Source organism: Kocuria sp. CPCC 205260 (assembly GCF_040981045.1).
Classification (GTDB): domain Bacteria; phylum Actinomycetota; class Actinomycetes; order Actinomycetales; family Micrococcaceae; genus Kocuria; species Kocuria palustris.
Genome location: NZ_JAVKPT010000001.1, coordinates 63,476 through 85,128 on the forward strand (window position 1 = coordinate 63,476; position 21,653 = coordinate 85,128).

At 69.4% G+C, this 21,653-nt stretch carries 12 protein-coding genes and 1 tRNA gene; 2 read left to right on the forward strand and 11 right to left on the reverse strand.

The window, feature by feature from the left end; genetic code table 11:
• Positions 1 to 81: 81 nt before the first annotated feature.
• Positions 82 to 1,860, reverse strand: a complete 1,779-nt coding sequence (locus RF645_RS00280; protein ID WP_006213203.1) for a BCCT family transporter — start codon at positions 1,858 to 1,860, stop codon at positions 82 to 84.
• Positions 1,861 to 2,062: 202 nt separating this feature from the next.
• Positions 2,063 to 2,662, reverse strand: a complete 600-nt coding sequence (coaE, locus tag RF645_RS00285) for a dephospho-CoA kinase (RefSeq protein ID WP_006213204.1) — start codon at positions 2,660 to 2,662, stop codon at positions 2,063 to 2,065.
• Between the two features lie 54 nt (positions 2,663 to 2,716).
• Between coaE and RF645_RS00290 the strand changes: the two genes are divergently transcribed.
• Positions 2,717 to 3,415, forward strand: coding sequence for a YigZ family protein (locus RF645_RS00290; protein ID WP_006213205.1), 699 nt, complete (start codon positions 2,717 to 2,719; stop codon positions 3,413 to 3,415).
• Positions 3,416 to 3,479: 64 nt separating this feature from the next.
• On the opposite strand, the gene RF645_RS00295 is transcribed toward RF645_RS00290, so the two are convergent.
• The 4 genes from RF645_RS00295 to RF645_RS00310 form a co-directional block, all read right to left on the reverse strand.
• Positions 3,480 to 5,246, reverse strand: coding sequence for a BCCT family transporter (locus RF645_RS00295; protein ID WP_006213206.1), 1,767 nt, complete (start codon positions 5,244 to 5,246; stop codon positions 3,480 to 3,482).
• Positions 5,247 to 5,495: 249 nt separating this feature from the next.
• A complete protein-coding gene (rpsA, locus tag RF645_RS00300) occupies positions 5,496 to 6,992 on the reverse strand; it encodes a 30S ribosomal protein S1 (RefSeq protein WP_006213207.1) in 1,497 nt (498 codons plus the stop codon).
• A gap of 197 nt (positions 6,993 to 7,189) precedes the next feature.
• Positions 7,190 to 10,096, reverse strand: coding sequence for a DNA polymerase I (gene polA / locus RF645_RS00305; protein WP_006213208.1), 2,907 nt, complete (start codon positions 10,094 to 10,096; stop codon positions 7,190 to 7,192).
• A gap of 99 nt (positions 10,097 to 10,195) precedes the next feature.
• On the reverse strand, positions 10,196 to 10,753 hold the full coding sequence (locus RF645_RS00310) for an ANTAR domain-containing response regulator (RefSeq protein WP_231861159.1): 558 nt from the start codon (positions 10,751 to 10,753) through the stop codon (positions 10,196 to 10,198).
• 278 nt (positions 10,754 to 11,031) lie between these two features.
• On the opposite strand from RF645_RS00310, the gene RF645_RS00315 reads away from it, so the two are divergent.
• Positions 11,032 to 11,111, forward strand: a tRNA-Leu gene (locus tag RF645_RS00315).
• Positions 11,112 to 11,424: 313 nt separating this feature from the next.
• Here RF645_RS00315 and pyk read toward each other — a convergent pair.
• The 5 genes from pyk to trpA all read right to left on the reverse strand — a co-directional run bounded on the left by pyk (position 11,425) and on the right by trpA (position 21,630).
• Positions 11,425 to 12,906: a pyruvate kinase gene (pyk, locus tag RF645_RS00320; protein WP_006213210.1), complete on the reverse strand. Its 1,482-nt coding sequence runs from the start codon at positions 12,904 to 12,906 to the stop codon at positions 11,425 to 11,427.
• Positions 12,907 to 13,255: 349 nt separating this feature from the next.
• Entirely contained in the window at positions 13,256 to 14,719 is a 1,464-nt protein-coding gene (locus RF645_RS00325) for a glutamate synthase subunit beta (protein WP_006213211.1), read from the reverse strand.
• Positions 14,712 to 19,418 (reverse strand): glutamate synthase large subunit, encoded by a 4,707-nt coding sequence (gltB, locus tag RF645_RS00330; protein WP_006213212.1) that lies wholly within the window; start codon positions 19,416 to 19,418, stop codon positions 14,712 to 14,714. Before gltB ends, RF645_RS00325 begins: the two co-directional genes overlap by 8 nt.
• Before the next feature lie 191 nt (positions 19,419 to 19,609).
• Positions 19,610 to 20,758: a prolipoprotein diacylglyceryl transferase gene (gene lgt / locus RF645_RS00335; RefSeq protein ID WP_006213213.1), complete on the reverse strand. Its 1,149-nt coding sequence runs from the start codon at positions 20,756 to 20,758 to the stop codon at positions 19,610 to 19,612.
• Between the two features lie 80 nt (positions 20,759 to 20,838).
• A complete protein-coding gene (gene trpA, locus RF645_RS00340) occupies positions 20,839 to 21,630 on the reverse strand; it encodes a tryptophan synthase subunit alpha (RefSeq protein WP_040560252.1) in 792 nt (263 codons plus the stop codon).
• Between the last annotated feature and the right edge of the window lie 23 nt (positions 21,631 to 21,653).

A 21,653-nucleotide genomic window follows, 5' to 3' on the forward strand; every position in this document is an offset into this window, starting at 1 on the left:
GCCCTCCACAGCTGCGCGGACAGCGCAGCTGTGGAGGGCGATGTCGGGGCACCCGAAGGTCGGTCGGCGCGGGTACGGCGTTCAGCGGCGGCGGCCCGCCGCCGCTGTCTCGTCCGAGTCGACGACGTCCTGCTCGCCGGTGCGGCGGCGGTAGTCCTGCACCACGTCAGGCTGCTCCGGGTGCTCGAGCTCGGGCGAGTGCTCCGGCTCCGTGCCGTGGTAGTGATCTGGGGCGATCACGTACTCCGGATCCAGCGCGCCGGTCTGCGCACGGCGCTCGTACTCCTCCGGGGGCAGCGTGCGCCGCCAGCGGCGGCTCTTCAGCGGAGCCACCTCCCCGGCGTCCTCCCGCATGGCGCGCAGCAGCGACCACATCTGGAAGTAGCCGAGCACGAAGAACGGCAGCCCGATGAGGATCGCGACGTTCTCCAGGGCGCTGAGACCCGACTTGCCGGCGCCGACGAGGATCGTGGCCGCCACGAGGCCGATGGCCACGACCCACCACACCCGCTGGTGCGCCGGTGCGGCGTCGTCATGCCCGCTCGCCATGTTGTCCATGACGAGTCCTGCCGAGTCCATGGACGTGATGAAGAACAGCGTGACGATCACGATCGCCAGCACCGAGAGCGCCTCCGTGAGCGGGAAATGGCCCAGGAAGGCGAAGATGGCTCCGGGGATGTCTCCCTCCCCCACGACCGTCTCCACGAGACCACCGCCCTGGTTGAACTCGATGTCGAACACCGCCGTGCCGAAGATCCCGAACCAGATCACGGAGAACAGCACGGGCAGCCCCAGGACTCCGCCGATGAACTGACGGATGGAGCGCCCCTTGGAGATCTGAGCGATGAAGATGCCCACGAACGGCGACCAGGTGATCGTCCAGGCCCAGTAGAAGACCGTCCAGCCGTTCTGCCAGCCGGTGTCGTCGAGGGTGTCGTTCCAGAACATGAGTCCCGGCAGCTCCTGCATGTACACGCCGAACCATTCGATGGTGCCGCGCAGCAGCATCACGGTCGGGCCCGAGACCAGGACGAAGACCAGCAGGCCGATCGCCAGCAGGATGTTCGTGTTGGACAGCACCTTGATGCCGCGGTCGAGACCCAGTGCCACGGAGACCGAGGCCACGATGGTCACTGCGGCGATGATGAGGATCTGACTGAGAGCGGACTCGGAGATGCCGAAGAGGCTGGCCAGTCCGGCGTTGATCTGCAGCGTGCCCAGGCCGATGGACACGGCCACGCCCGTCAGCGTCCCCACCAGCGCGACGATGTCGATCAGCTTGCCGATGGGGCCGTGGATCCGGGCCCCGAGCAGGGGCTGGAACATGGAGGAGACTCGCGGCGGCAGGTTGCGCTTGTACATGAAGTACCCGAAGCACAGCGCAGGCAGGGCGAAGATCGTCCAGGTGTGCAGACCGAAGTGGTACAGCGTGATGGCCATGGCGCTGCGGGCAGCATCCTTGGATTCCGGCTCGAGTCCTCGGAAGGGCGGTGCAGCGAAGTGGGAGATCGGCTCGGCGACCGCCCAGAACATGAGGATCGTGCCAATGCCTGCCGCGAAGAGCATGGCGAACCACGCCAGCGTCGAATGCTCCGGACGGGAGTCCTGGGTCCCCAGCCGGAGTCCGCCGAACCTGCTGATCCCCACGTAGATCAGGAAGAGGAGGAAGACGGAGACACCGAGGATGTAGAACCAGCCCAGGTTCTCCATGACCCAGCCCGCTCCGGTGACGAAGACCGCGTTCATGGTCTCGGTGAACAGCAGCGAGCACAGGACGAAGCCGAGCACGATGGCCACGGCGGAGAAGAAGATGATCGGATTGGTGCGAAGACGCGCAGCGTCGTGGAGTCTGTCGAGCATGAGAGCGTCCAGGGCCGACTCGCATGCGCCGCTGCGTCGGCGGAGGTGGTGGGTGACGAGTGCGGAGGTCGCCCATGCGTGCTCACCAGCAGCGATGAAGCATGGACTCTAGCCGCCTCGAGCGCACTTCCACAGTAGGCCGACGACGGCACTGACCCAGGCCGAACGGAAAACGCCGAGCTGACCTGGGGCTTCGTCCACGTCACACAATCCTCCTCTGCCACCATGCGTCCACTGCGGCCTCGAGCTCGGCCACGGTCCCGTCATTGACCAGGACGTCGTCGGCGGCCTCGCGGCGCTGCTCGTCGGTGGCCTGGGCGTCGATGCGCGCGGCGGCATCCTCCGGGCTCATCCCCCGGTCCTCGACCATGCGCCGGATGCGCTGGGCGCGCGGGGCCTCGATCACCAGGACCAGGTCCATCTGATCCGCCTGCCCGGTCTCCACGAGCAGGGGGATATCCCGCACGATCACCGCATCGGGGCCCTTCTGCGCCCTGGCCTGCTTCACGAGCTCGAGGGAGCGATCCCGCACCAGGGGGTGCACGATCGCGTTGAGCTGCTCGCGCGCCTGCGGATCGGAGAAGATCCGCCGCCCCAGCGCGGGACGGTCCAGGGCGCCGGCGTCGTCCAGGATCCCCGGCCCGAAGGCCTCCACCATGGGTGCGATCGCGGCACCCCCGGGAGCCTGCAGCTGCCGCACGACAGCATCCGCGTCGATCAGCACCGCGCCGTGGTCCTGAAGCCGTCTGGCCGCCGTGGATTTGCCGGAGGCGATGCCTCCCGTGAGCCCGATCATCGTCATGGGCCCAGGCTAGCGCCCGTCGGCGGGCTCCTCCTGGGCTCTAGGATCGTTCGCATGCCCCAGCGCTACACCGTCCTGGCCCATCACCGCGAGATCAGCCATGAGATCGAGATCAAGCGATCCCGCTTCCTGTGCGTGCTGCGGCGCGTGCAGTCCGAGGACGAGGCGCGCGAGCTGATCGCCGAGCTGCGTCGCCGCCACCACGACGCCCGGCATCACTGCAGCGCCTTCGTGCTGGGGGCCGATCGGATGATCCAGCGCTCCAACGACGACGGCGAGCCCTCCGGCACGGCCGGGGCGCCCATGCTCGAGGCGCTGACGCAGCACCGGTCCCCCCCTTCGCCAGAGGCAGCCCACGACGCCGGCGCCGAGGAGCAGCCAGAGCTCTCCGATGTCTGCGCGGTCGTCGTGCGCTGGTTCGGCGGCACCCTCCTGGGCGCCGGTGGTCTGGTGCGCGCCTATTCGCAGGCCGTGACCGAGACCCTGGACTCGGCGCCTACGCTGGTGCGGGAGCGTCGTCGGCACCTCAGCGTCGCCGTCTCCCCCGCCTTCGCGGGCAAGGTCGACAACGAGCTGCGGGCTTCGGGCATCGCCGTGCTCGACACCGACTACGGGGCCTCCGAGGCCGTGCTGCACACGGGGGTTCCGGACAGGGACGACGCCGTGGAGCACCTGCGCGCCGTCGTGTCCGAGGTGACCTCCGGTCAGGGAAGGATCGACGACGGCGGGACGGGGTGGGTCGACCTGGCCTGAGGACTCGCTCGCCGTGGGCTCGGTCCGATGGTCACCGAACCCGGGGTGGCCAGCTGCCCCGGGCTCAGTCCTGATCGCGGGCCGAGCGCTGGAGATCACCAGGCTGCACGGCAGGCAGCTGACCCGTGGCCCCGCGCTCGGTGCGCCAGGTGCGGGGCTGGTGCGTCTCGTACTCCGGCTCGGTGCCGGGCTCGAAGTCAGGACGCATCGTGTACTCGCTCATGTCCACGTCGTCGTCCTGGGAGCGTCGGTGGTACTCCTCCAGCGGGAGCACCTGCTTCCACTGCCTTGTACGGATGGGACGGGCACCGCCGAAGTCCTCGCGCACCGCCTGGATCACCATCAGCGCCTGCACGAACATCATGGCCGTGATCGGCAGCCCGATGACCTTGATGACCTCCTGCAGCGCCGCCAGCGCGTCCTCGCCGGCCCCCAGCAGCAGCGACACGCAGATCGCGCCCACCGCCAGGGTCCAGAACACGCGCTGGCGCACCGGCGCCTCGTCCTCGTGCCCGGAGGCCATGGCATCCAGCACCAGCGCCCCGGAGTCCAGGGAGGTGATGAAGAAGACCGTGATCAGCACGAGCGCCACCACAGCCGTGAGTTCCAGCAGGGGGAAGTGGCCCAGGAACTCGAACAGCGAGGCCGGGACGTTGCCCTCATCGACGATCGTCTCCACCAGGTTGCCGCTCTCGCGCTGGATCCGGAACGCGTTGACGCCCATGATGCCGATCCAGCACAGCACGAACAGCGACGGGATGATCAGCACGGCGATCACGAACTCGCGGATCGTGCGTCCGCGCGAGATCTTGGCGATGAACATGCCCACGAACGGGGCCCAGGTGGCCGTCCACGCGAAGTAGAACACCGTCCAGGTGCCGGTCCAGTCGCTCTCGCCCCAGGCCGTGTTGAAGAACGACAGCGTGGGCAGCATGGCCAGGTAGCGGCCCGCGGATTCGACGGTGCCCTTCAGGACCTCGGTGGTCGCTCCGAACATCAGCAGGTACAGCAGCAGCGCGATCGCCAGGAAGATGTTGGCGTAGGACAGCCGCTTGACGCCCTTGTCCATGCCCGCGACCACCGACACCAGCGCCGCGGCGGTGATCACGGCGACGATCAGCGCCTGCAGCCACCCGGACATGGGGATCCCGTACATGACGTCCAGGCCGCCGTTGATCTGCATGGCGCCCTGACCGATGGACACCGCCAGCCCGAAGATCGTGGCGATCACGGCCACCGAGTCGATGGTCTTGCCGATCGGACCGTGGATGCCGTCGCCGAGCAGCGGCTGGAAGGACGACGAGACCCGCGGCGGCAGCTTGCGCTTGTACGTGAAGTACGCGAAAGCCAGTCCCGGAACGATGAAGATCCCCCACATGTGCAGCCCGAAGTGGAAGTTCGCGATGCCCAGCGCATCGGAGGCGGCCTGCACCGACTGCGGCTCCACCCCGTACATGGGCGGATCGGCGTAGTGCGTCACCGGCTCGGCCACGCCCCAGAACATGAGCACAGCGCCCACGCCGGCGGCGAAGAGCATCCCGAACCAGGCCAGCCCGGAGTACTCGGGCTCGGCGTCGTCGTCCCCCAGCTTGATCCGACCGTAACGGCTCATCGCCAGGGAGAAGGCGAAGATCAGCATGCAGGTGATCGCCGTGACGTAGAACCAGCCCAGGTTCGCAGTGATCCACGCGGCCAGGGAGCCGAAGATACCGGCGACGCCGTCGGGGAAGACCACCATGATGATCGCGAAGACCACCACGAAGCCGGAGGTCGAGAAGAAGATCTGCGGGCTGGTCCGCAGCCCCAGTCGGTCGTGGAGCCTGGTGAGCATGAGGGGGTCTCCCGGTGGTGTGGAGAGGATGGGCTGCGCGTGCCGGTCCGCGGCATGAGCGGGTGGGGCCGTCTGGCGCCCGGAACACACTATCGGGATCCTCGCGATGCTCAGCGCTCTGCCGAATCGCGTGTCCCCAGCTCCCTGCCGCCTCCCCCGGGCAGCGCGAAGGCCCCCTTGCGCATCGCAAGAGGGCCTTCGTGGATGTCCGTCAGGTCAGAGCCGACGGCGACGCTGATCAGCAGGTGATCAGTTGCCGGTGAGCTTCTCGCGCAGAGCGGCGAGAGCCTCGTCCGAGGCCAGCGTGCCGCCGTCCTCCGCCGGAGCATCCGACGAGTAGGAGGACGGAGCCGACGAAGCGGACGACGAGGAGCTCGACGACGAGGAGGACGAGGTGGCGACACCGGCGCCGGCGACGGCGGCCTCGGCATCCTCATTGAGGTGACGACGCACCTGCTCCTTGTGAGCCTCCCAGCGGCCCTGAGCCTCGGCGTACTGCTGCTCCCAGGCCGCGCGCTGCTCCTCGAAGCCCTCGATCCACTCGTTGGTCTCGGGATCGAAGCCCTCGGGGTACTTGTAGTTGCCCTGCTCGTCGTACTCAGCGGCCATGCCGTACTGAGCCGGATCGAACTCGGTCGAGTCCGGATCCACGCCCTCGTTGGCCTGCTTGAGCGACAGCGAGATGCGGCGGCGGTCCAGGTCGATGTCGATGACCTTGACGAACAGCTCCTCGCCGACGGAGACGACCTGCTCGGCCATGTCCACGTGGCGCTGAGCCAGCTCGGAGATGTGCACCAGGCCCTCGATGCCGTCCTCGACGCGCACGAACGCGCCGAAGGGGACGAGCTTGGTGACCTTGCCCGGCACGACCTGACCCAGGGCGTGGGTGCGGGCGAAGAGCTGCCAGGGATCCTCCTGGGTGGCCTTCAGCGACAGCGAGACGCGCTCGCGGTCCATGTCGACGTCCAGGACCTCGACCTTGACCTCCTGGCCGACCTCGACGACCTCGCCCGGGTGATCGATGTGCTTCCAGGACAGCTCCGAGACGTGCACCAGGCCATCGACGCCGCCGAGATCGACGAAGGCGCCGAAGTTGACGATCGAGGACACGTGGCCCGTGCGGACCTGGCCCTTCTGGAGCTTGTTGAGGAAGTCGGAGCGGACCTCGGACTGGGTCTGCTCGAGCCACGCACGACGCGAGAGCACGACGTTGTTGCGGTTCTTGTCGAGCTCGATGATCTTGGCCTCGAGCTGCTGGCCGATGTACGGAGCCAGATCGCGGACGCGACGCATCTCGACGAGCGACGCGGGCAGGAAGCCGCGAAGACCGATGTCGAGGATGAGGCCGCCCTTGACGACCTCGATGACGGTGCCGTTGACGACGCCGTCCTCCTCCTTGATCTTCTCGATGTCGCCCCAGGCGCGCTCGTACTGGGCGCGCTTCTTGGAGAGGATCAGGCGGCCTTCCTTGTCCTCCTTGGTGAGGACCAGGGCCTCGATCTCATCGCCGACGGCCACGACGGAGTCGGGGTTGATGTCGTGCTTGATCGAGAGCTCGCGAGAAGGGATGACGCCCTCGGTCTTGTAGCCGATGTCGAGGAGGACCTCGTCACGATCGACCTTGACGACGGTGCCTTCCACCAGGTCGCCGTCGTTGAAGTACTTGATGGTCGCATCGACGGCGGCGAGGAAGTCCTCCTCGGTTCCGATGTCGTTGACGGCAACCTGCGGGGTGGTGGTGGTCATGTAGTAGGGACTCCGATGGAATTGATGATGGTCAGTTCGGGCTGCTGCTCGCCTGTGGAGCGCATGCGCCGATGGCTTGCAGTTCGTACGAGTGCGCAGTACGCACCGACGGAAGTCTAGCCGGCCGGTCTGCGGCCTTCAACACGTCCGGACGCTTCCGTCTCGCCGTGTCAAGCCGAAGCCGGAGGTGCCGGAGCTCAGTGCGCCGCGGCGTTCCAGTCGGGGCCGGTGCCCACGTTGACCTCGAGCGGAACGGTCAGCTCGGCGGCCGCGCCCATCTGCTCGCGCAGGATCTCGGTGACCCGCTCCACCTCTCCCGGAGCGGCCTCGACCACGAGCTCGTCGTGGACCTGCAGCAGCACGCGCGAGCGCAGTCCCTCGCGGGACAGCTCGGCGTCCACGTTGATCATGGCGCGCTTGATGATGTCCGCGGCCGAACCCTGGATGGGGGCGTTCAGCGCGGCGCGCTCGGCTCCCTGACGCGCCTGGCGGTTGTCGCTGGCCAGATCCGGGAGGTAGCGGCGGCGACCGTCGATCGTGGCGGTGTAGCCGACCTCCCGAGCCTCCTCGACGACGCCGCGCAGGAAGTCGCGCACGCCGCCGAAGCGCTTGAAGTAGTCGGACATCATGGTCCGCGCCTCGTCCACCGAGATCTGCAGCTGCTGAGACAGGCCGTAGGAGCTCAGCCCGTAGACCAGTCCGTAGCTCATGGCCTTGACCTTGGAGCGCATCTCCGGCGTCACGTCCTCCGGGGCGACCCCGAAGACCTTGGAGCCCACGTACCGGTGGAGGTCCTCACCCGCACGGAAGGCCTCGATCAGGCCCTCATCGCCGGACAGGTGCGCCATCACGCGCATCTCGATCTGGGAGTAGTCGGCGGTCACCAGGGTCTCGAATGGGCCCTGATCGTCCTGGCCCACCACGAACACCGCACGGGTGCGGCGCCCCTCCTGGCTGCGCACCGGGATGTTCTGCAGGTTCGGATCGGTCGAGGACAGCCGGCCGGTGGCGGCCACCGTCTGCTGGTAGTCGGTGTGGATGCGGTCATCCTCGGCCACCGCCTGGCGCAGGCCCTGCACGATCTGCCGCAGCTTGGTGAAATCGCGCCAGCGCATCAGGGCGAGCAGGAAGCGGGCGCCCTCGGAATCGGGATCGACCTTGCCGAGCAGGTCTGCCACTGCGGAGGCGGAGGTCGTGTAGCCGGTCTTGATCTTCTTGGTCGGCGGCAGCCCGAGGGTCTCGAAGAGCACGACCTGCAGCTGCTTGGTGGAGCCCAGGTTGATCTCCGCCGCGCCCTCCTTCCGGGACACGATCTCCTGCGCGGTGTCCCACGCCTGCTGGATCGGGCCGTCGAGGTCGTCGATCAGCTCTGCCACGCGCTGGGCGTCGACGGCCACGCCGGTGAGCTCCATCTGCCCCAGGATCCGGGCCAGCGGGAGATCCATGTCCGTGAGCAGCCCGAGCTGGTCGTCGGCCTGCAGCTTCTCGCGCAGAACGCGCGAGAGCTCCAGGGTCGACAGGGCCAGCGAGGCCTCATGCAGCAGCCGCGCCTGGGAGGTGCGGGCAGCGGTACCGGGCTCCCCCGCGGAGACGTCGAGCGCGGTCTGGCCTTCAGCGGCGGAGTCGTCCTCCCGGAACTGCTCGACCTCGATATCCAGGTGGGTGGCCAGCAGGCCCTCGAGGTCGTAGTGCGTGCGCGCCGGCTCCAGGAGGTAGGCCGAGAGCTGGATGTCATCGACCGCACCGGCGAGCTCGAGCCCGCGGACGGTCAACGACTTCCACAGCTCCTTGAGGCCCACGGCCACCTTGGGCTGCTCGGCATCGGCCAGCCACGCGGCCAGGGTCGACTCCAGCTGCGCGTCCGAGGCCGTGAGATCCAGTCGCAGTGCGGACGGTGACTTCGCTTCGGCGCCTGCGCGCACCAGCAGCAGCTCGGTGATCTCGCGCGCACCCGGCAGGCGGGCGTCGTCGTCGTGGCGGATGGGGCGCACGACGACCTCGCCCTCGGCGTCCTCCAGCCAGGCCGTGAGCTCTGCGGAGGATTCGGCGTCCTCGACCGACTCGATCGTGGGTGCGGAGGCTCGGGGGGAGTCGTCGTCGGCGGCGAGGGCGTCGAAGAGGCGCCCGCGCAGGCCCGAGCCGAACTCGAGGGCATCGAACAGCTCGTCGACCTTCTCGGCATCCGGGGCGGGCAGCGCCGCGTCCGCCAGGTCGAAGCCGAGCTCGAGCGTGGTCTCCAGGCGATTGAGCTTCCGGTTGCGACGGACCAGGTCCAGGTTCTCGCGAAGGGCCTCGCCCTTCTTGCCCGTGATCTTGTCCGCGTTGTCGATGATCGACTCGACGCGGCCGTAGGCCTCGATCCACTTGGCCGCGAAGCCCGGTCCCACGCCGGGGACGCCGGGCAGGTTGTCCGCCTGCTCTCCGGTGAGAGCCGCCAGGTCCGGGTAGTTCTGCGGGGCCACCTTGTATTTCTCCATGACCGCCGCCGCGTCCATGAGCCGCAGATCCGACGGCGTGCGTCCCGGGTAGACGATGGTGACGTTCTCGTCGACCATCTGGAAGGCGTCGCGATCGCCGGAGAAGACCAGGACCTCGAACTCCTGAGCGGAGCCCGCAGCCGACAGGGTGGCCAGGACGTCGTCCGCCTCGTAGCCCTCCTTGGTCACGATCGGGATGTTCAGCGCCTGCAGGATCTCCTGGATGCGCTGGACCTGTCCGTGGAACTCCTCGGGCGTCTCATCGCGGCCGCCCTTGTACTCGCCGTACTCCTGGGAGCGCAGCGTGGGGCCGTCGAGGTCGAAGGTCACCACCAGATGCGTGGGCTTCTGCTCGCGCAGCATCTTGGCCATGGTGTTCAGGAAGCCGTAGACGGCCTCCGTGTGCGTGCCGTCCGAGGTCACGAACGACGGACCGCTGCCGTACTCCGCGGCCCGCGACAGAGCGAAGAAGGCGCGGAAGGCCAGCGAGTGGCCGTCGATCAGCAGCAGGCGCCGCTCCGGGCGCTCGATCCGCTGAGGCAGCGGGATCTCGACGGGGTCGTCCGTCTTGATCCCGATCGTGACGGAGGCGGGGGCGGCGGTCTCGGTGCTGGTCTTCGTGCTCACGGGCCCATCCTAGGGGCGCGCCCGGACAGCACGACGCCCCTCATCCCCTCCCCGATGGGCGCGCCCTCCCCGATGGGCGCGCGGGACACGGGTGGGTGCTCAGCCCACCTGGTTGAGGATCGCGTCGGCGACCTCGCGCATGGACAGGCGGCGGTCCATGGAGGTCTTCTGGATCCAGCGGAAGGCCTCCGGCTCGGTCAGGCCCATGCGCGAGATCAGCAGCGACTTGGCGCGCTCAACCAGCTTGCGGGTCTCGAACTGGTCCTTCATCTCGGTGACCTCGTCCTCGAGCGCCACGATCTCGTCGAAGCGCGAGACGGCGATCTCGATCGCGGGGATCAGCTCTGCGGCGGTGTAGGGCTTGACCACGTAGGCCATGGCCCCGGCTTCCCGGGCCCGCTCTACGAGCTCCTTCTGGCTGAAGGCCGTCAGCAGCACGACCGGGGCGATGCGCTCGGCGGCGATCTCCTCGGCGGCCGAGATGCCGTCGAGCACCGGCATCTTCACGTCCATGAGCACCAGATCGGGCTCGTGCTCGCGGGTCAGCTCCACCGCACGGCGGCCGTCGGCGGCCTCCCCCACGACGTCGTAGCCCTCGGAGGACAGCATCTCCACCACGTCCATGCGGATCATGGAGTCGTCCTCGGCCACGACCACGCGTCGGCGGTGTGCTGCCTCCGATGCTCCAGCGTCGTCGGCCTGGGATTCGGAGCCGCCCGGGACGGGGAGATCCAGCGGTTCGGTGTTCTCGGTCACGGCGGTGGCTCCTTCGGCACAGGCGACAGGATGGGCTGGGCCTCCCGCTCACTGCTCCGGGGACCTCGAGCACGTGTCGGAGCCGCAGGACTGCGCCCCAACAGGCGATGCTCCCAGCCTAGTCATCCATGCCGCGGCGTGCCGGATCCCTGCGGTAGGGTTCTGCGTGCGCCTCGCGCGCCCAAGTGGCGGAATCGGCAGACGCGCCGCACTCAAAATGCGGTTCTTCGGAGTGTGGGTTCGAGTCCCACCTTGGGCACTCTGGGCCATCCCCGGCCCCACGGAAGCGCCCCGAGCCACAGGCTCGGGGCGCTTCTCGTCTATCCCGAGGGCAAGGGACTCCCCCGCCTGCCTGAGCGCGCGACAGTCTCTGCCCAGCCATGGAACAGCGCAACGGGAGGGCTTTGTGCGGCCCGCCGCCTTGGATCGAGTCATGACCGACAGACCAGCCAGCAGCTGCGTTCGCACCTCGGACGCGCAGCGGCCCCGTCCACGAGCCGCTGCTCGTGGACGGGGCCGCAGACCTCGCAGGATCAGATCCGCTCCGCGGGATCAGTCCGCCTGCTCCTTGATCAGTGGTTCCAGGGCCTCACGGACTCGTGACGCTCCTTCTGGGAATCCTCGACGGTGGCCCCGGAGTCGTTGGCATCGCCGACGCGGTGCACCTTGACCAGGTTGGTCGAACCGGCCACGCCTGGGGGCGAGCCCGCGCAGATGACCACCAGGTCCTCCGGCGAAGCCAGATCATGCGACTGGAGGTAGAGGTCCACCTGTCGGGTCATCTCGTCCGTGTGGTCGACCTGATCGCTGAGGATCGGCTGGACGCCCCACAGCAGCGAGCAGAACGCCACGACGTTGGGGTCCGGGGTGAAGGCCAGGATCGGCTGCTGCGGGCGCAGACGGCACAGGCGGCGGGCCGTGTCACCGGACTGCGTGAACGTGGTGAGGTACTGGACGTCCAGCTGACGGGCGATGGTCACGGCCGCGCGGGTGATCGCACCGCCGCGGGTGCGCGGCTCCGTGACCATCTGGCTGATGCGCTCCCAGCCCTGGCGCTCGGTGGCCAGGATGATGCGCGACATGGTCTGCAGCGCCTCGATCGGGTAGGCGCCGATCGAGGTCTCGCCGGAGAGCATGACCGCATCCGCGCCGTCGAGCACGGCGTTGGCGCAGTCCGAGGCCTCGGCGCGCGTGGGGCGCGGGTTCTCCATCATGGTCTCGAGGACCTGGGTGGCCACGATGACCGGCTTGGCCCAGCGGCGCGCCAGCTCGATCGCGCGCTTCTGCACGACCGGGACCTCCTCCAGCGGCAGCTCGACGCCGAGATCGCCGCGAGCGACCATGATGCCGTCGAAGCTGTCGATGATCTCGTGGAGGTTCTCCACGGCCTGCGGCTTCTCGATCTTGGCGATGACGGGGACGCGGCGGCCCTCCTCGTCCATGATCTCGTGCACGCGGGTGATGTCGTCGCCGGTGCGCACGAACGACAGAGCGACGAGGTCGCAGCCCGTGTTCAGGGCCCAGCGCAGGTCCACCTCGTCCTTGTCGGACAGGGCGGGGACGTTCACGGCCACGCCGGGCAGGTTGATGCCCTTGTTGTTCGAGACCTTGCCGGGCACCTCCACGACGGTGGTGACGTCGGTGTCGGTGACCTCGGTGGCCCGCAGGGCGACCTTGCCGTCGTCGATCAGCAGCGGGTCGCCGGGCTTCACGTCCTGGGGCAACCCCTTGAACGTGGTGGAGCAGCGGGTGCGATCGCCCAGGATGTCCTCGACGGTGATGGTGAAGACATCGCCCACGGCCAGCTCGTGGGGGCCGTCGGCGAAGCGGCCGAGGCGGATCTTGGGCCCCTGCAGGTCGGCCATGATCGCGACGGTCTGGCCGAGATCCTCCGAGGCGCGACGCAGGTTCTGGTACGACGCCAGGTGGGTGTCGTGGGTGTCATGGCTCATGTTGAGGCGGGCGACGTTCAGCCCGGCCTGGATGGCTTCGGTGATCTTCTCGTAGGAGCTGATGGCCGGACCGATGGTCGCCACGATCTTCGCTCTGCGCAAGGCACTTCCTCCTGCTCGATGTCGGAACTGGCAGACCGACGCGCAGACCCCCGAAGCTGCGAGGGAGGAATCCTGCGCGGCAGCTCTGCCGGGGTCATGCTGCGGGCCTCGAAAGGACCCGCTCTTCTCCCCACCATACTCGCCCTGCAGGCGATCGGTCGGAGATGGGCGAAGTCGGATGCGCGCTGAGGGCTAACAGCGAGATGCTCGTCACTCCTGGTGACGGAGACGATCCGCCGCAGCCACGAGCGGGCCGCGACCCCCGGACCAGGGGTGCGCGGCCCGTGCGCCCGCGGGCTCACGGAGGTGCCTGCGCAGGGCCGGAACCCTCAGGGCGGTGCCGAGTGGCTCAGCGCAGGTCGATGGCCCGCGTGCTGGGCCGCACCGGCGCGGGCAGGCGCGTGCTGCCGGTGAGGTGCTTCTCGACCTCGGCGGCGCAGGCGCGCCCCTCGGCGATGGCCCAGACCACCAGCGACGCACCGCGGCCCGAGTCCCCGCAGGCGAAGACGCCGCGCACCGAAGTCATGTAGTGGTCATCGCGGGCGACCGTGCCGCGGGGCTCGCAGCTGACCTGCAGCTGCGAGACCAGCTCATCCGACTCGTTGCCCGTGAACCCCAGCGCCAGCAGCACCAGATCCGCGGGGATCTCGCGCTCGGTGCCGGCCTTGGGCCCGCGGCTGCCGTCCGGAAGGTACTCGGTCTCGGCCAGGCGCAGGGCGCGCACCCGGCCGTCCTCACCGGCGATCAGCTCGACGGTCGAGGACAGGTACACGCGGTCCACGCCCTCCTCGTGCGACGAGGAGACGTCGAGCACCTTGGGCGCCATGGGCCACGGCTCGGAGTCCGGACGCTGGGCGGGCGGCTCGAAGCCGATCGCGATGTTCGTCACCGAGGCGGCGCCCTGACGGTTGGCGGTGCCGATGCAGTCGGAGCCGGTGTCCCCGCCGCCCAGCACCACCACGTGCTTCCCATCGGCCCGGATCTGATCCGCGACCTCGTCGCCGGCGACGACGCGGTTGGACTGGGTGAGGTACTCCATCGCCTGGTGCACCCCGTCCAGCTCGCGGCCCGGCACCGGCAGCTCGCGGGGCTTCAAGGCTCCGGTGGCCACGATGACGGCGTCGTAGCGGCGGCGCAACTGGTCCCAGGTGATGTCCCGGCCGATCTCCACGCCGGTGCGGAAGCGGGTGCCCTCCTGGCGCATGACCTCCAGGCGGCGCTCCAGCACCTCCTTCTCGAGCTTGAAGTCGGGGATGCCGTAGCGCAGCAGCCCCCCGATGCGGTCGTCGCGCTCGAAGACCGCCACCGTGAACCCGGCCTGCGTGAGCTGCTGGGCCGCGGCCAGACCGGACGGGCCCGAGCCCACGACGGCCACGGTCTGCCCGACCAGGCGATCCGGGATGAACGGCTCGAGCAGGCCGTCGTCGAGCGCCTTCTCGCCGATCTCGTACTCGACCTGCTTGATCGTCACCGCGGGCTGGTTGATGCCCAGCACGCACGCCGACTCGCACGGGGCCGGGCACACGCGCCCCGTCAGCTCCGGGAAGTTGTTGGTCGCGTGCATGCGGGCCACGGCCTCGCGGTCGCGTCCGCGCCACATGAGGTCGTTCCACTCCGGGATGAGATTGCCCAGCGGGCAGCCCTGGTGGCAGAACGGGATGCCGCAGTCCATGCAACGACCCGCCTGCTGATGGATCACGGACGGATCCTGCCGGGTCTGGACCTCGGCGAAGTCCATGATGCGCACCGGCACCGGCCGCTTGGGCCGGTCCACGCGCTCGGTCGTCTTGAGGAATCCACGGGGATCAGCCACGGGTCGTCGCCTCCAGGATCTGGTTCCAGGCCTCGGTCCCGTCCGGGTCCAGGCCGTCGCGCTCGGCATCGGCACGGATGCCGAGCACGGTCGAGTAGTCGCGCGGGAGCACCTTGGTCAGGCGCGCGCAGGTGGTCTCGAGGTCGTCGAGCAGGCGCTGGGCCAGCTGCGATCCGGTCTCCTCGGCATGGCGGCGCAGGAGTCCCTGCACCGTGGCGCGGTCGTCGTCGTCGAGCTCGAGCAGCTGCAGCTCGCCGCTGGTGCGCGACTGGAGGTTCACCGCCGCCTCGCTCAGGTCCAGGACGTAGGCGACGCCGCCGGACATCCCGGCCCCGAAGTTGCGGCCGGTGCGCCCGATGATCAGCGCGGTGCCGCCGGTCATGTACTCGCAGCCGTGATCGCCGATGCCCTCGGCCACCGCGGTCGCTCCGGAGTTGCGCACCAGGAAGCGCTCCCCCACCTGGCCGCGCAGCAGGATCTCGCCGCTCGTGGCGCCGTAGCCGATCACGTTGCCGGCCACCACGTTGTCCTCGGCGGTGAAGGACGCATCCCGAGCGGGGCGGATGATGATCCGACCGCCGGAGAGGCCCTTGCCGGCGTAGTCGTTCGCATCGCCCTCCAGCCGCAGGGTGATGCCTTGGGGCAGGAAGGCCCCCAGCGACTGCCCGGCCTGCCCGAGGAGGGTGATGTCGATCGTGTCGTGGCCGAGCTCGTCGGTCTGGAAGGTGCGGGTCACCTCATGCCCGAGCATGGTGCCCACCGACCGATCGGTGTTCACGATCTCGTGCTGCAGCCGCACCGGCTCCCGGTCCCTCAGCGCCGGCTGGGACTCGCGGATCAGGGCGACGTCGAAGTGCTGATCGAGCTCGTGGTCCTGGCCTCTACGGCACCGGACCTCCTTGCCCTCGTGCTCGAGCACCGAGGAGTGCAGCACCGGGGTCAGGTCCAGTCCCTCTGCCTTCCAGTGCCTGATCGCCCGGTCCGTGCGCAGGATCTCGGCGTGGCCGATGGCCTCGTCGAGGCTGCGGAAGCCCAGCTGGGCCAGCAGCTCGCGGACCTCCTCGGCCAGGAACGTGAAGAAGTTCACCACGTGCTCGGCCCTGCCCGTGAACCGCTCCCGCAGCAGCGGGTTCTGGGTGGCCACGCCCACCGGGCAGGTGTCCAGGTGGCACTTGCGCATCATGATGCAGCCCTCGACCACCAGCGGCGCGGTCGCGAAGCCATACTCCTCCGCGCCCAGCAGCGCCGCGATCACGACGTCGCGCCCGGTCTTCATCTGCCCGTCCGCCTGCACGACCACCCGATCGCGCAGCCCGTTGAGCATCAGGGTCTGCTGGGTCTCGGCCAGCCCGATCTCCCAGGGCAGCCCGGCGTGCTTGAGCGAGTTCAACGGGGCAGCGCCCGTACCGCCGTCGTGGCCGGAGACCAGCACGACGTCCGCGCGGGCCTTGGTCACGCCCGAGGCCACGGTGCCGATGCCGAGCTCCGAGACCAGCTTGACGTGCACCCGCGCCGAGGGGTTGGAGCGCTTAAGGTCGTAGATCAGCTGCGCCAGGTCCTCGATCGAGTAAATGTCGTGGTGCGGCGGCGGCGAGATCAGCGACACGCCCGGGGTCGAGTGACGGGTCCGGGCGACCCACGGGTAGACCTTCTGGGCCATGAGCTGGCCGCCCTCGCCGGGCTTGGCGCCCTGGGCCATCTTGATCTGCAGATCCTCGGCGTTCGTCAGGTACAGGCTCGTGACCCCGAAGCGCCCGGAGGCGATCTGCTTGATCTTGGACCGTCGCTGCGGATCCATGAGCCGCTCGACGTCCTCGCCACCCTCGCCCGTGTTCGACTTGGCGCCGATCCGGTTCATGGCGATCGCCAGGGTCTCGTGGGCCTCCATGGAGATCGATCCGTAGGACATGGCCCCGGTCGAGAACCGCTTGAAGATCTCCTCGACCGGCTCGACCTCCTCGAGCGGGACCGGGGTGCGGTCCGAGTCGAAGGACAGCAGGCCGCGGATGGTCTTGAGCTGCTCCGACTGCTCATCCACCAGCCGGGTGTAGGAGCGGAAGATGTCGTAGCTGCCGGTGCGGGTCGAGTGCTGCAGCCGGAAGACGACCTCCGGGCTGAACAGGTGCGGGGCGCCGTCGCGGCGCCAGTCGTACTCGCCGCCGGTGTCCAGCCCGATGTGCGGCTCCACCACGCCGTCCTCGGGGTAGGCCCGACGATGCCGCGCATGCGTCTCCTCGGCGATGACGTCCAGGCCCACGCCGTCGAGCTGCGAGACGGTTCCGGTGAAGAAGTCCTCGATCAGCTCCTTCGACAGGCCCAGCGCCTCGAAGGTCTGGGCCCCGCAGTAGGACGAGACGGTCGAGATGCCCATCTTGGACATGATCTTCTGCACGCCCTTGCCGAGCGCCTTGATGAGGTGGGCGACCGCCTGCTCCTCCGTGACCCCGGCGATCTGCCCGGCGCGCACGAGGTCCTCCGCGGACTCCATGGCCAGGTAGGGGTTCACGCCCGAGGCGCCGTAGCCCAGCAGCAGGGCCACGTGGTGGACCTCGCGGACATCGCCGGCCTCGACCACGAGCGAGCACTTGGTGCGGGTGGCCGAGCGCAGCAGGTGGTGGTGGATCGCGCTGGTGAGCAGCAGCGAGGGGATCGGCGCCCACGAGCCGTTCGAGTCGCGGTCTGAGATCACGACGTACTGCACGCCGCGGTTGACCGCGGCCGAGACCTTCTCGCAGATCTCCGCGATGCGCGCCCGCAGCCCCGCTCCCCCACCCTCGGGGCGATAGAGGCCGCGCACCTTGAGGGCGATCGGCATCTCGTCCTCGTCGGTGAGGTGCAGGACCTGATCGAGCTCGTCGTTGTTGATGACGGGGAACTCGAGGATCACCTGGTGCGTGCGGACGCGCTTGGTGGTCAGCAGATTGCCCATGGGCCCCAGCGCGCACCGCATGGAGGTCACAAGCTCCTCGCGGATCGAGTCCAGCGGCGGATTCGTCACCTGGGCGAAGGACTGCACGAAGTAGTCGAAGAGCAGGCGCGGGCGCTCGGCCAGCACGGCCACCGGGGTGTCGGTGCCCATGGCGTAGATGGGCTCGGCGCCCTTCTCGGCCATGGGGCCGATGATCTTGGCGAGCTCCTCGTGGGTGTAGCCGAAGGTCTTCTGCCGCAGCTCGATCGACGAGCGCGGGTGGCGCATGTGCTCGCGCTCGGGCAGATCCGCGATGCGGACGGTGTTGCCCTCGGACCACTCCTGCCACGGCTGCAGGTCAGCGATCTCCTGCTTGAGCTCGGCGTCCTCCACGATCCGGCCCTCGACCGTGTCCACCAGGAACATGGTGCCGGGGGCCACGCGGCCCTTGCGCACGATCGTGCGGTCCGACAGGTCGACCACGCCGACCTCGGAGGCGAAGACGACCAGGCCGTCCTCGGTCTCCCAGAAGCGCCCGGGCCGCAGCCCGTTGCGGTCCAGCACCGAGCCCACGCGGCGGCCGTCGGTGAAGGCCACGGCGGCGGGGCCGTCCCACGGCTCCATGAGCGTGGAGTGGTACTCGTAGAACGAGCGCCGGTCGACGTCCATGGTCTCGTGGTTCTCCCAGGCCTCCGGGATCATCATCATCATGGCCTGCACGAGCGGACGGCCGGAGAGCATCAGCAGCTCGGCCACCTCGTCGAGGGACTGCGAGTCGGAGGCGCCCACGGAGCAGATCGGGAACAGCTCCTCCGGATTGCGGCCCAGCAGCGGCGACTTCAGCTGCGACTGGCGCGCGCGCATCCAGTTCCGGTTGCCCTTGACGGTGTTGATCTCGCCGTTGTGGGCCAGGGTGCGCATGGGCTGAGCCAGCGGCCACGACGGGAACGTGTTGGTCGAGAACCGCGAGTGCACCACCGCCAGCCGCGTGCCGAAGCGCTCGTCCGACAGATCCGGGTAGAACGGCTCGAGCTGGGCCGTGGTGAGCATGCCCTTGTAGACGATGGTCGAGGTGGAGAACGACGAGCAGTAGATGCCCAGTCGGTTCTGGGAGCGCTTGCGCAGCCGGAAGGCCTTCTGATCGAGCTGCAGGCGGGCGGCGGAGCCGTCGAGGTCCTGGACCGGGATGTGGCCGGTGAAGGCCTCCTGCGCGTCACGACGCTCCTGGACGAAGAGCTGGACGAAGTACGGCATGACCGAGCGCGCCGCGCTGCCGATCGCGGAGTCGTCGACGGGGACCTCGCGCCAGCCGAGGACCTCGAGGCCCTCTGCCTGGGCGATCTCCTCCATCTGGGCGCGGATCTGCGCCTCGTCGCGACCGCCGGTGGGGAGGAAGGCCGAGCCCACGGCGTAGGTGCCCGGAGCGGGCAGCTCGAAGTCGAGGACCTCGCGGAAGAAGGCGTCGGGGATCTGCAGGAGGATGCCCGCGCCGTCGCCGGAGCCGGAGTCGCCGCCCACGGCGCCTCGGTGCTCCAGGGCCCGCAGAGCGATCAGCGCCTTGTCCACGATCTCGTGGCGGGGCTGCCCGTCGAGAGTCGCGATCACGGCCAGGCCGCAGGCGTCCTTCTCCTGATCCGGTCGGTAGAGGCCCTGCTGCTCGGGGGCGGTGGAGAACTCGGTGAACGGCGAGCGGACGGACCCGTCCGAGGACTCGGTCGGGACGGCCTCAGGGACCTGGTCCTCGCTCTGCGGGGCCGGGTGCGCCCGGGGACCGGGATCGGACTGCGACATGGAATTCTCCTCACCTGATGGCTGCGGCTCGGCACCGCCCGACGGTGCCTGCCTCAGCCGATGGGACCGAGCGGCGTCAGCGGAGCGCATGCTGATGCGGCGATGAGGATACTGCCGGGGTGTTTCCTGGCTGTTTCATGCCGCGTCACAGGGCGGCCGCCCCGGCCGATGCGGAGGCGATCCGGTGCGTCTCAGCCGCGCACCGGCTGGCGCGACGGATCGGCTGCGCGCGTCTCGACGAAGGCCTGCAGCCGCACGTCACCGGAGGGGTCAGCCTGCTCGCCGAGCTCGGCGCTGTCGGGCTCGGGCTCGGCAGCTGCCGCGGTGCGGTCTGCGCGTTCGAGATCGGGCAGCCGGTTGATCCGGGCACCGCGCCAGGGCTCGGAGGCGGTTTCGGCCCCGGGGGCAGCGGCGGCCTCGGACTGCCGAGCCGCAGCGACGGCCCGGTGGCTGCCGCTGCCGTTCGCGGCGCGGGTCGAGGCAGGGTGCTCGGCGACCGAGCCCAGGACGGCGGCCTTGCGGCGGGAGAGCCACGCGTAGAGCAGCAGGCCGACGACGATCAGCGCCGCAGCGGTGAACACGTGGATGCGCACGCCCAGGAACATGGCGGAGGGGTCGATGCGCAGGAAGATCTCGATCAGCATGCGACCGGTCCCGTACCAGATCAGGTAGAGCGCCATCGAGCGGCCGCCGTCGACCCGGTGCGCCGTGCGGCGGCTGCGCCCGAGCCAGATGATCAGCGCCGCCCCCAGCAGGTTCCACAGCGACTCGTAGAGAAACGTGGGGTGGAACAGCGTGCCCGCCGGAAGCCCGTCCGGGAAGTTGGGGGACGTGGGGGCGATCTCGAGGCCCCAGGGAAGCGTGGTGGCGCGGCCGAAGAGCTCCTGGTTGAACCAGTTGCCCCAGCGGCCCAGGGCCTGGGCCACCAGCAGGGCCGGAGCCACGCAGTCCGCGAACAGGGCGTAGGAGGTCCCGCGCACCCGGCACATGATCCACACGGCCAGGGCGCCGAAGGCCACGCCGCCCATGATCCCCAGCCCGCCCTTCCACAGCTGCGGGATCTCCATCAGCCCCTCCGCGGAGCCGAAGTAGTAACCGGGGTCGGTGATGACCACGTGGTAGAACCGGGCGCCGATGATGCCCAGCGGGATGGCCAGCAGCGCCGCATCCATGACGAAGTCGCCGTCCTGACCGCGGGCGTCCATGCGCCGGGTCGTGATCGCGATGGCCGCGGCCATCCCGAGCAGGATGCATAGAGCGTAGGCGTGGACCTCGAACGGCCCCAGCGAGAACCCGCTCCAGCCGGGCGAGGGGATCGACAGCGTCGGCGAGACGAGCATGAGTGCCTTCCTGGTTCCGGTGCGCCCGGGCGGGGTGGGAGGGGAGCCGGTGCGGGCGCAGCGTCCGCACCGGCTGCGGGTCAGCTGCGGCCGGCGAGCTCGGCGGCCAGGCGGCCGACGGCCTTGGGTCCACCGTCGCGCAGGGCCTTCACGAGCGCGGTGCCCACGATCGCGCCGTCGGCGTAGGCGCCGATCTCCTCGACGTGCTCGCGGCGCGACACGCCCAGACCGACGCACACGTTCTGCGCACCGGCGGCGCGGGCTCGCCGGACGACGTCCTGGGCGGCGTCGGAGACGGAGTCCCGCGCACCGGTGACGCCCATGACCGACACGGCGTACACGAAGCCCGACGACGCCCGCGCCGTCATCTCCATGCGCTCCCGAGTGCTGGACGGGGCGACCAGGAAGATCCGGTCCAGGCCGTGGGCGGAGGAGGCCTCGAACCACTCCTGGGCCTCGTCCGGAATCAGGTCAGGGGTCACGATCCCCGACCCACCCGCTGCCGCCAGGTCTGCGGCGAAGCGGTCCACGCCGTGCTGCATGACCAGGTTCCAATAGGTCATCAGGACGGCCACGGCGTCCGTTCGCTCGGTGATCGCCCGGACCACGCGGAAGGCGTCATCCGTGCTCACGCCCTGGGCGAGGGCCTGCGTGGTGGCTGCCTGGATGACCTCGCCATCCATGACGGGATCGGAGTACGGCAGACCGACCTCGATGACATCGGCCCCGCCGAGCCCGAGTGCGACGGCGGCCTCGATGGACTCCTCGACGCTGGGATAGCCGGCGGGCAGGTAGCCGATCAGCGCGGGTCGGCCCTGCGCGCGGCACTGCTCGATGCGCGCGGCCAGCCGGGAGTCGGGGTCCGGGGCCAGGCCCGCGGGGATGATCCGATCGA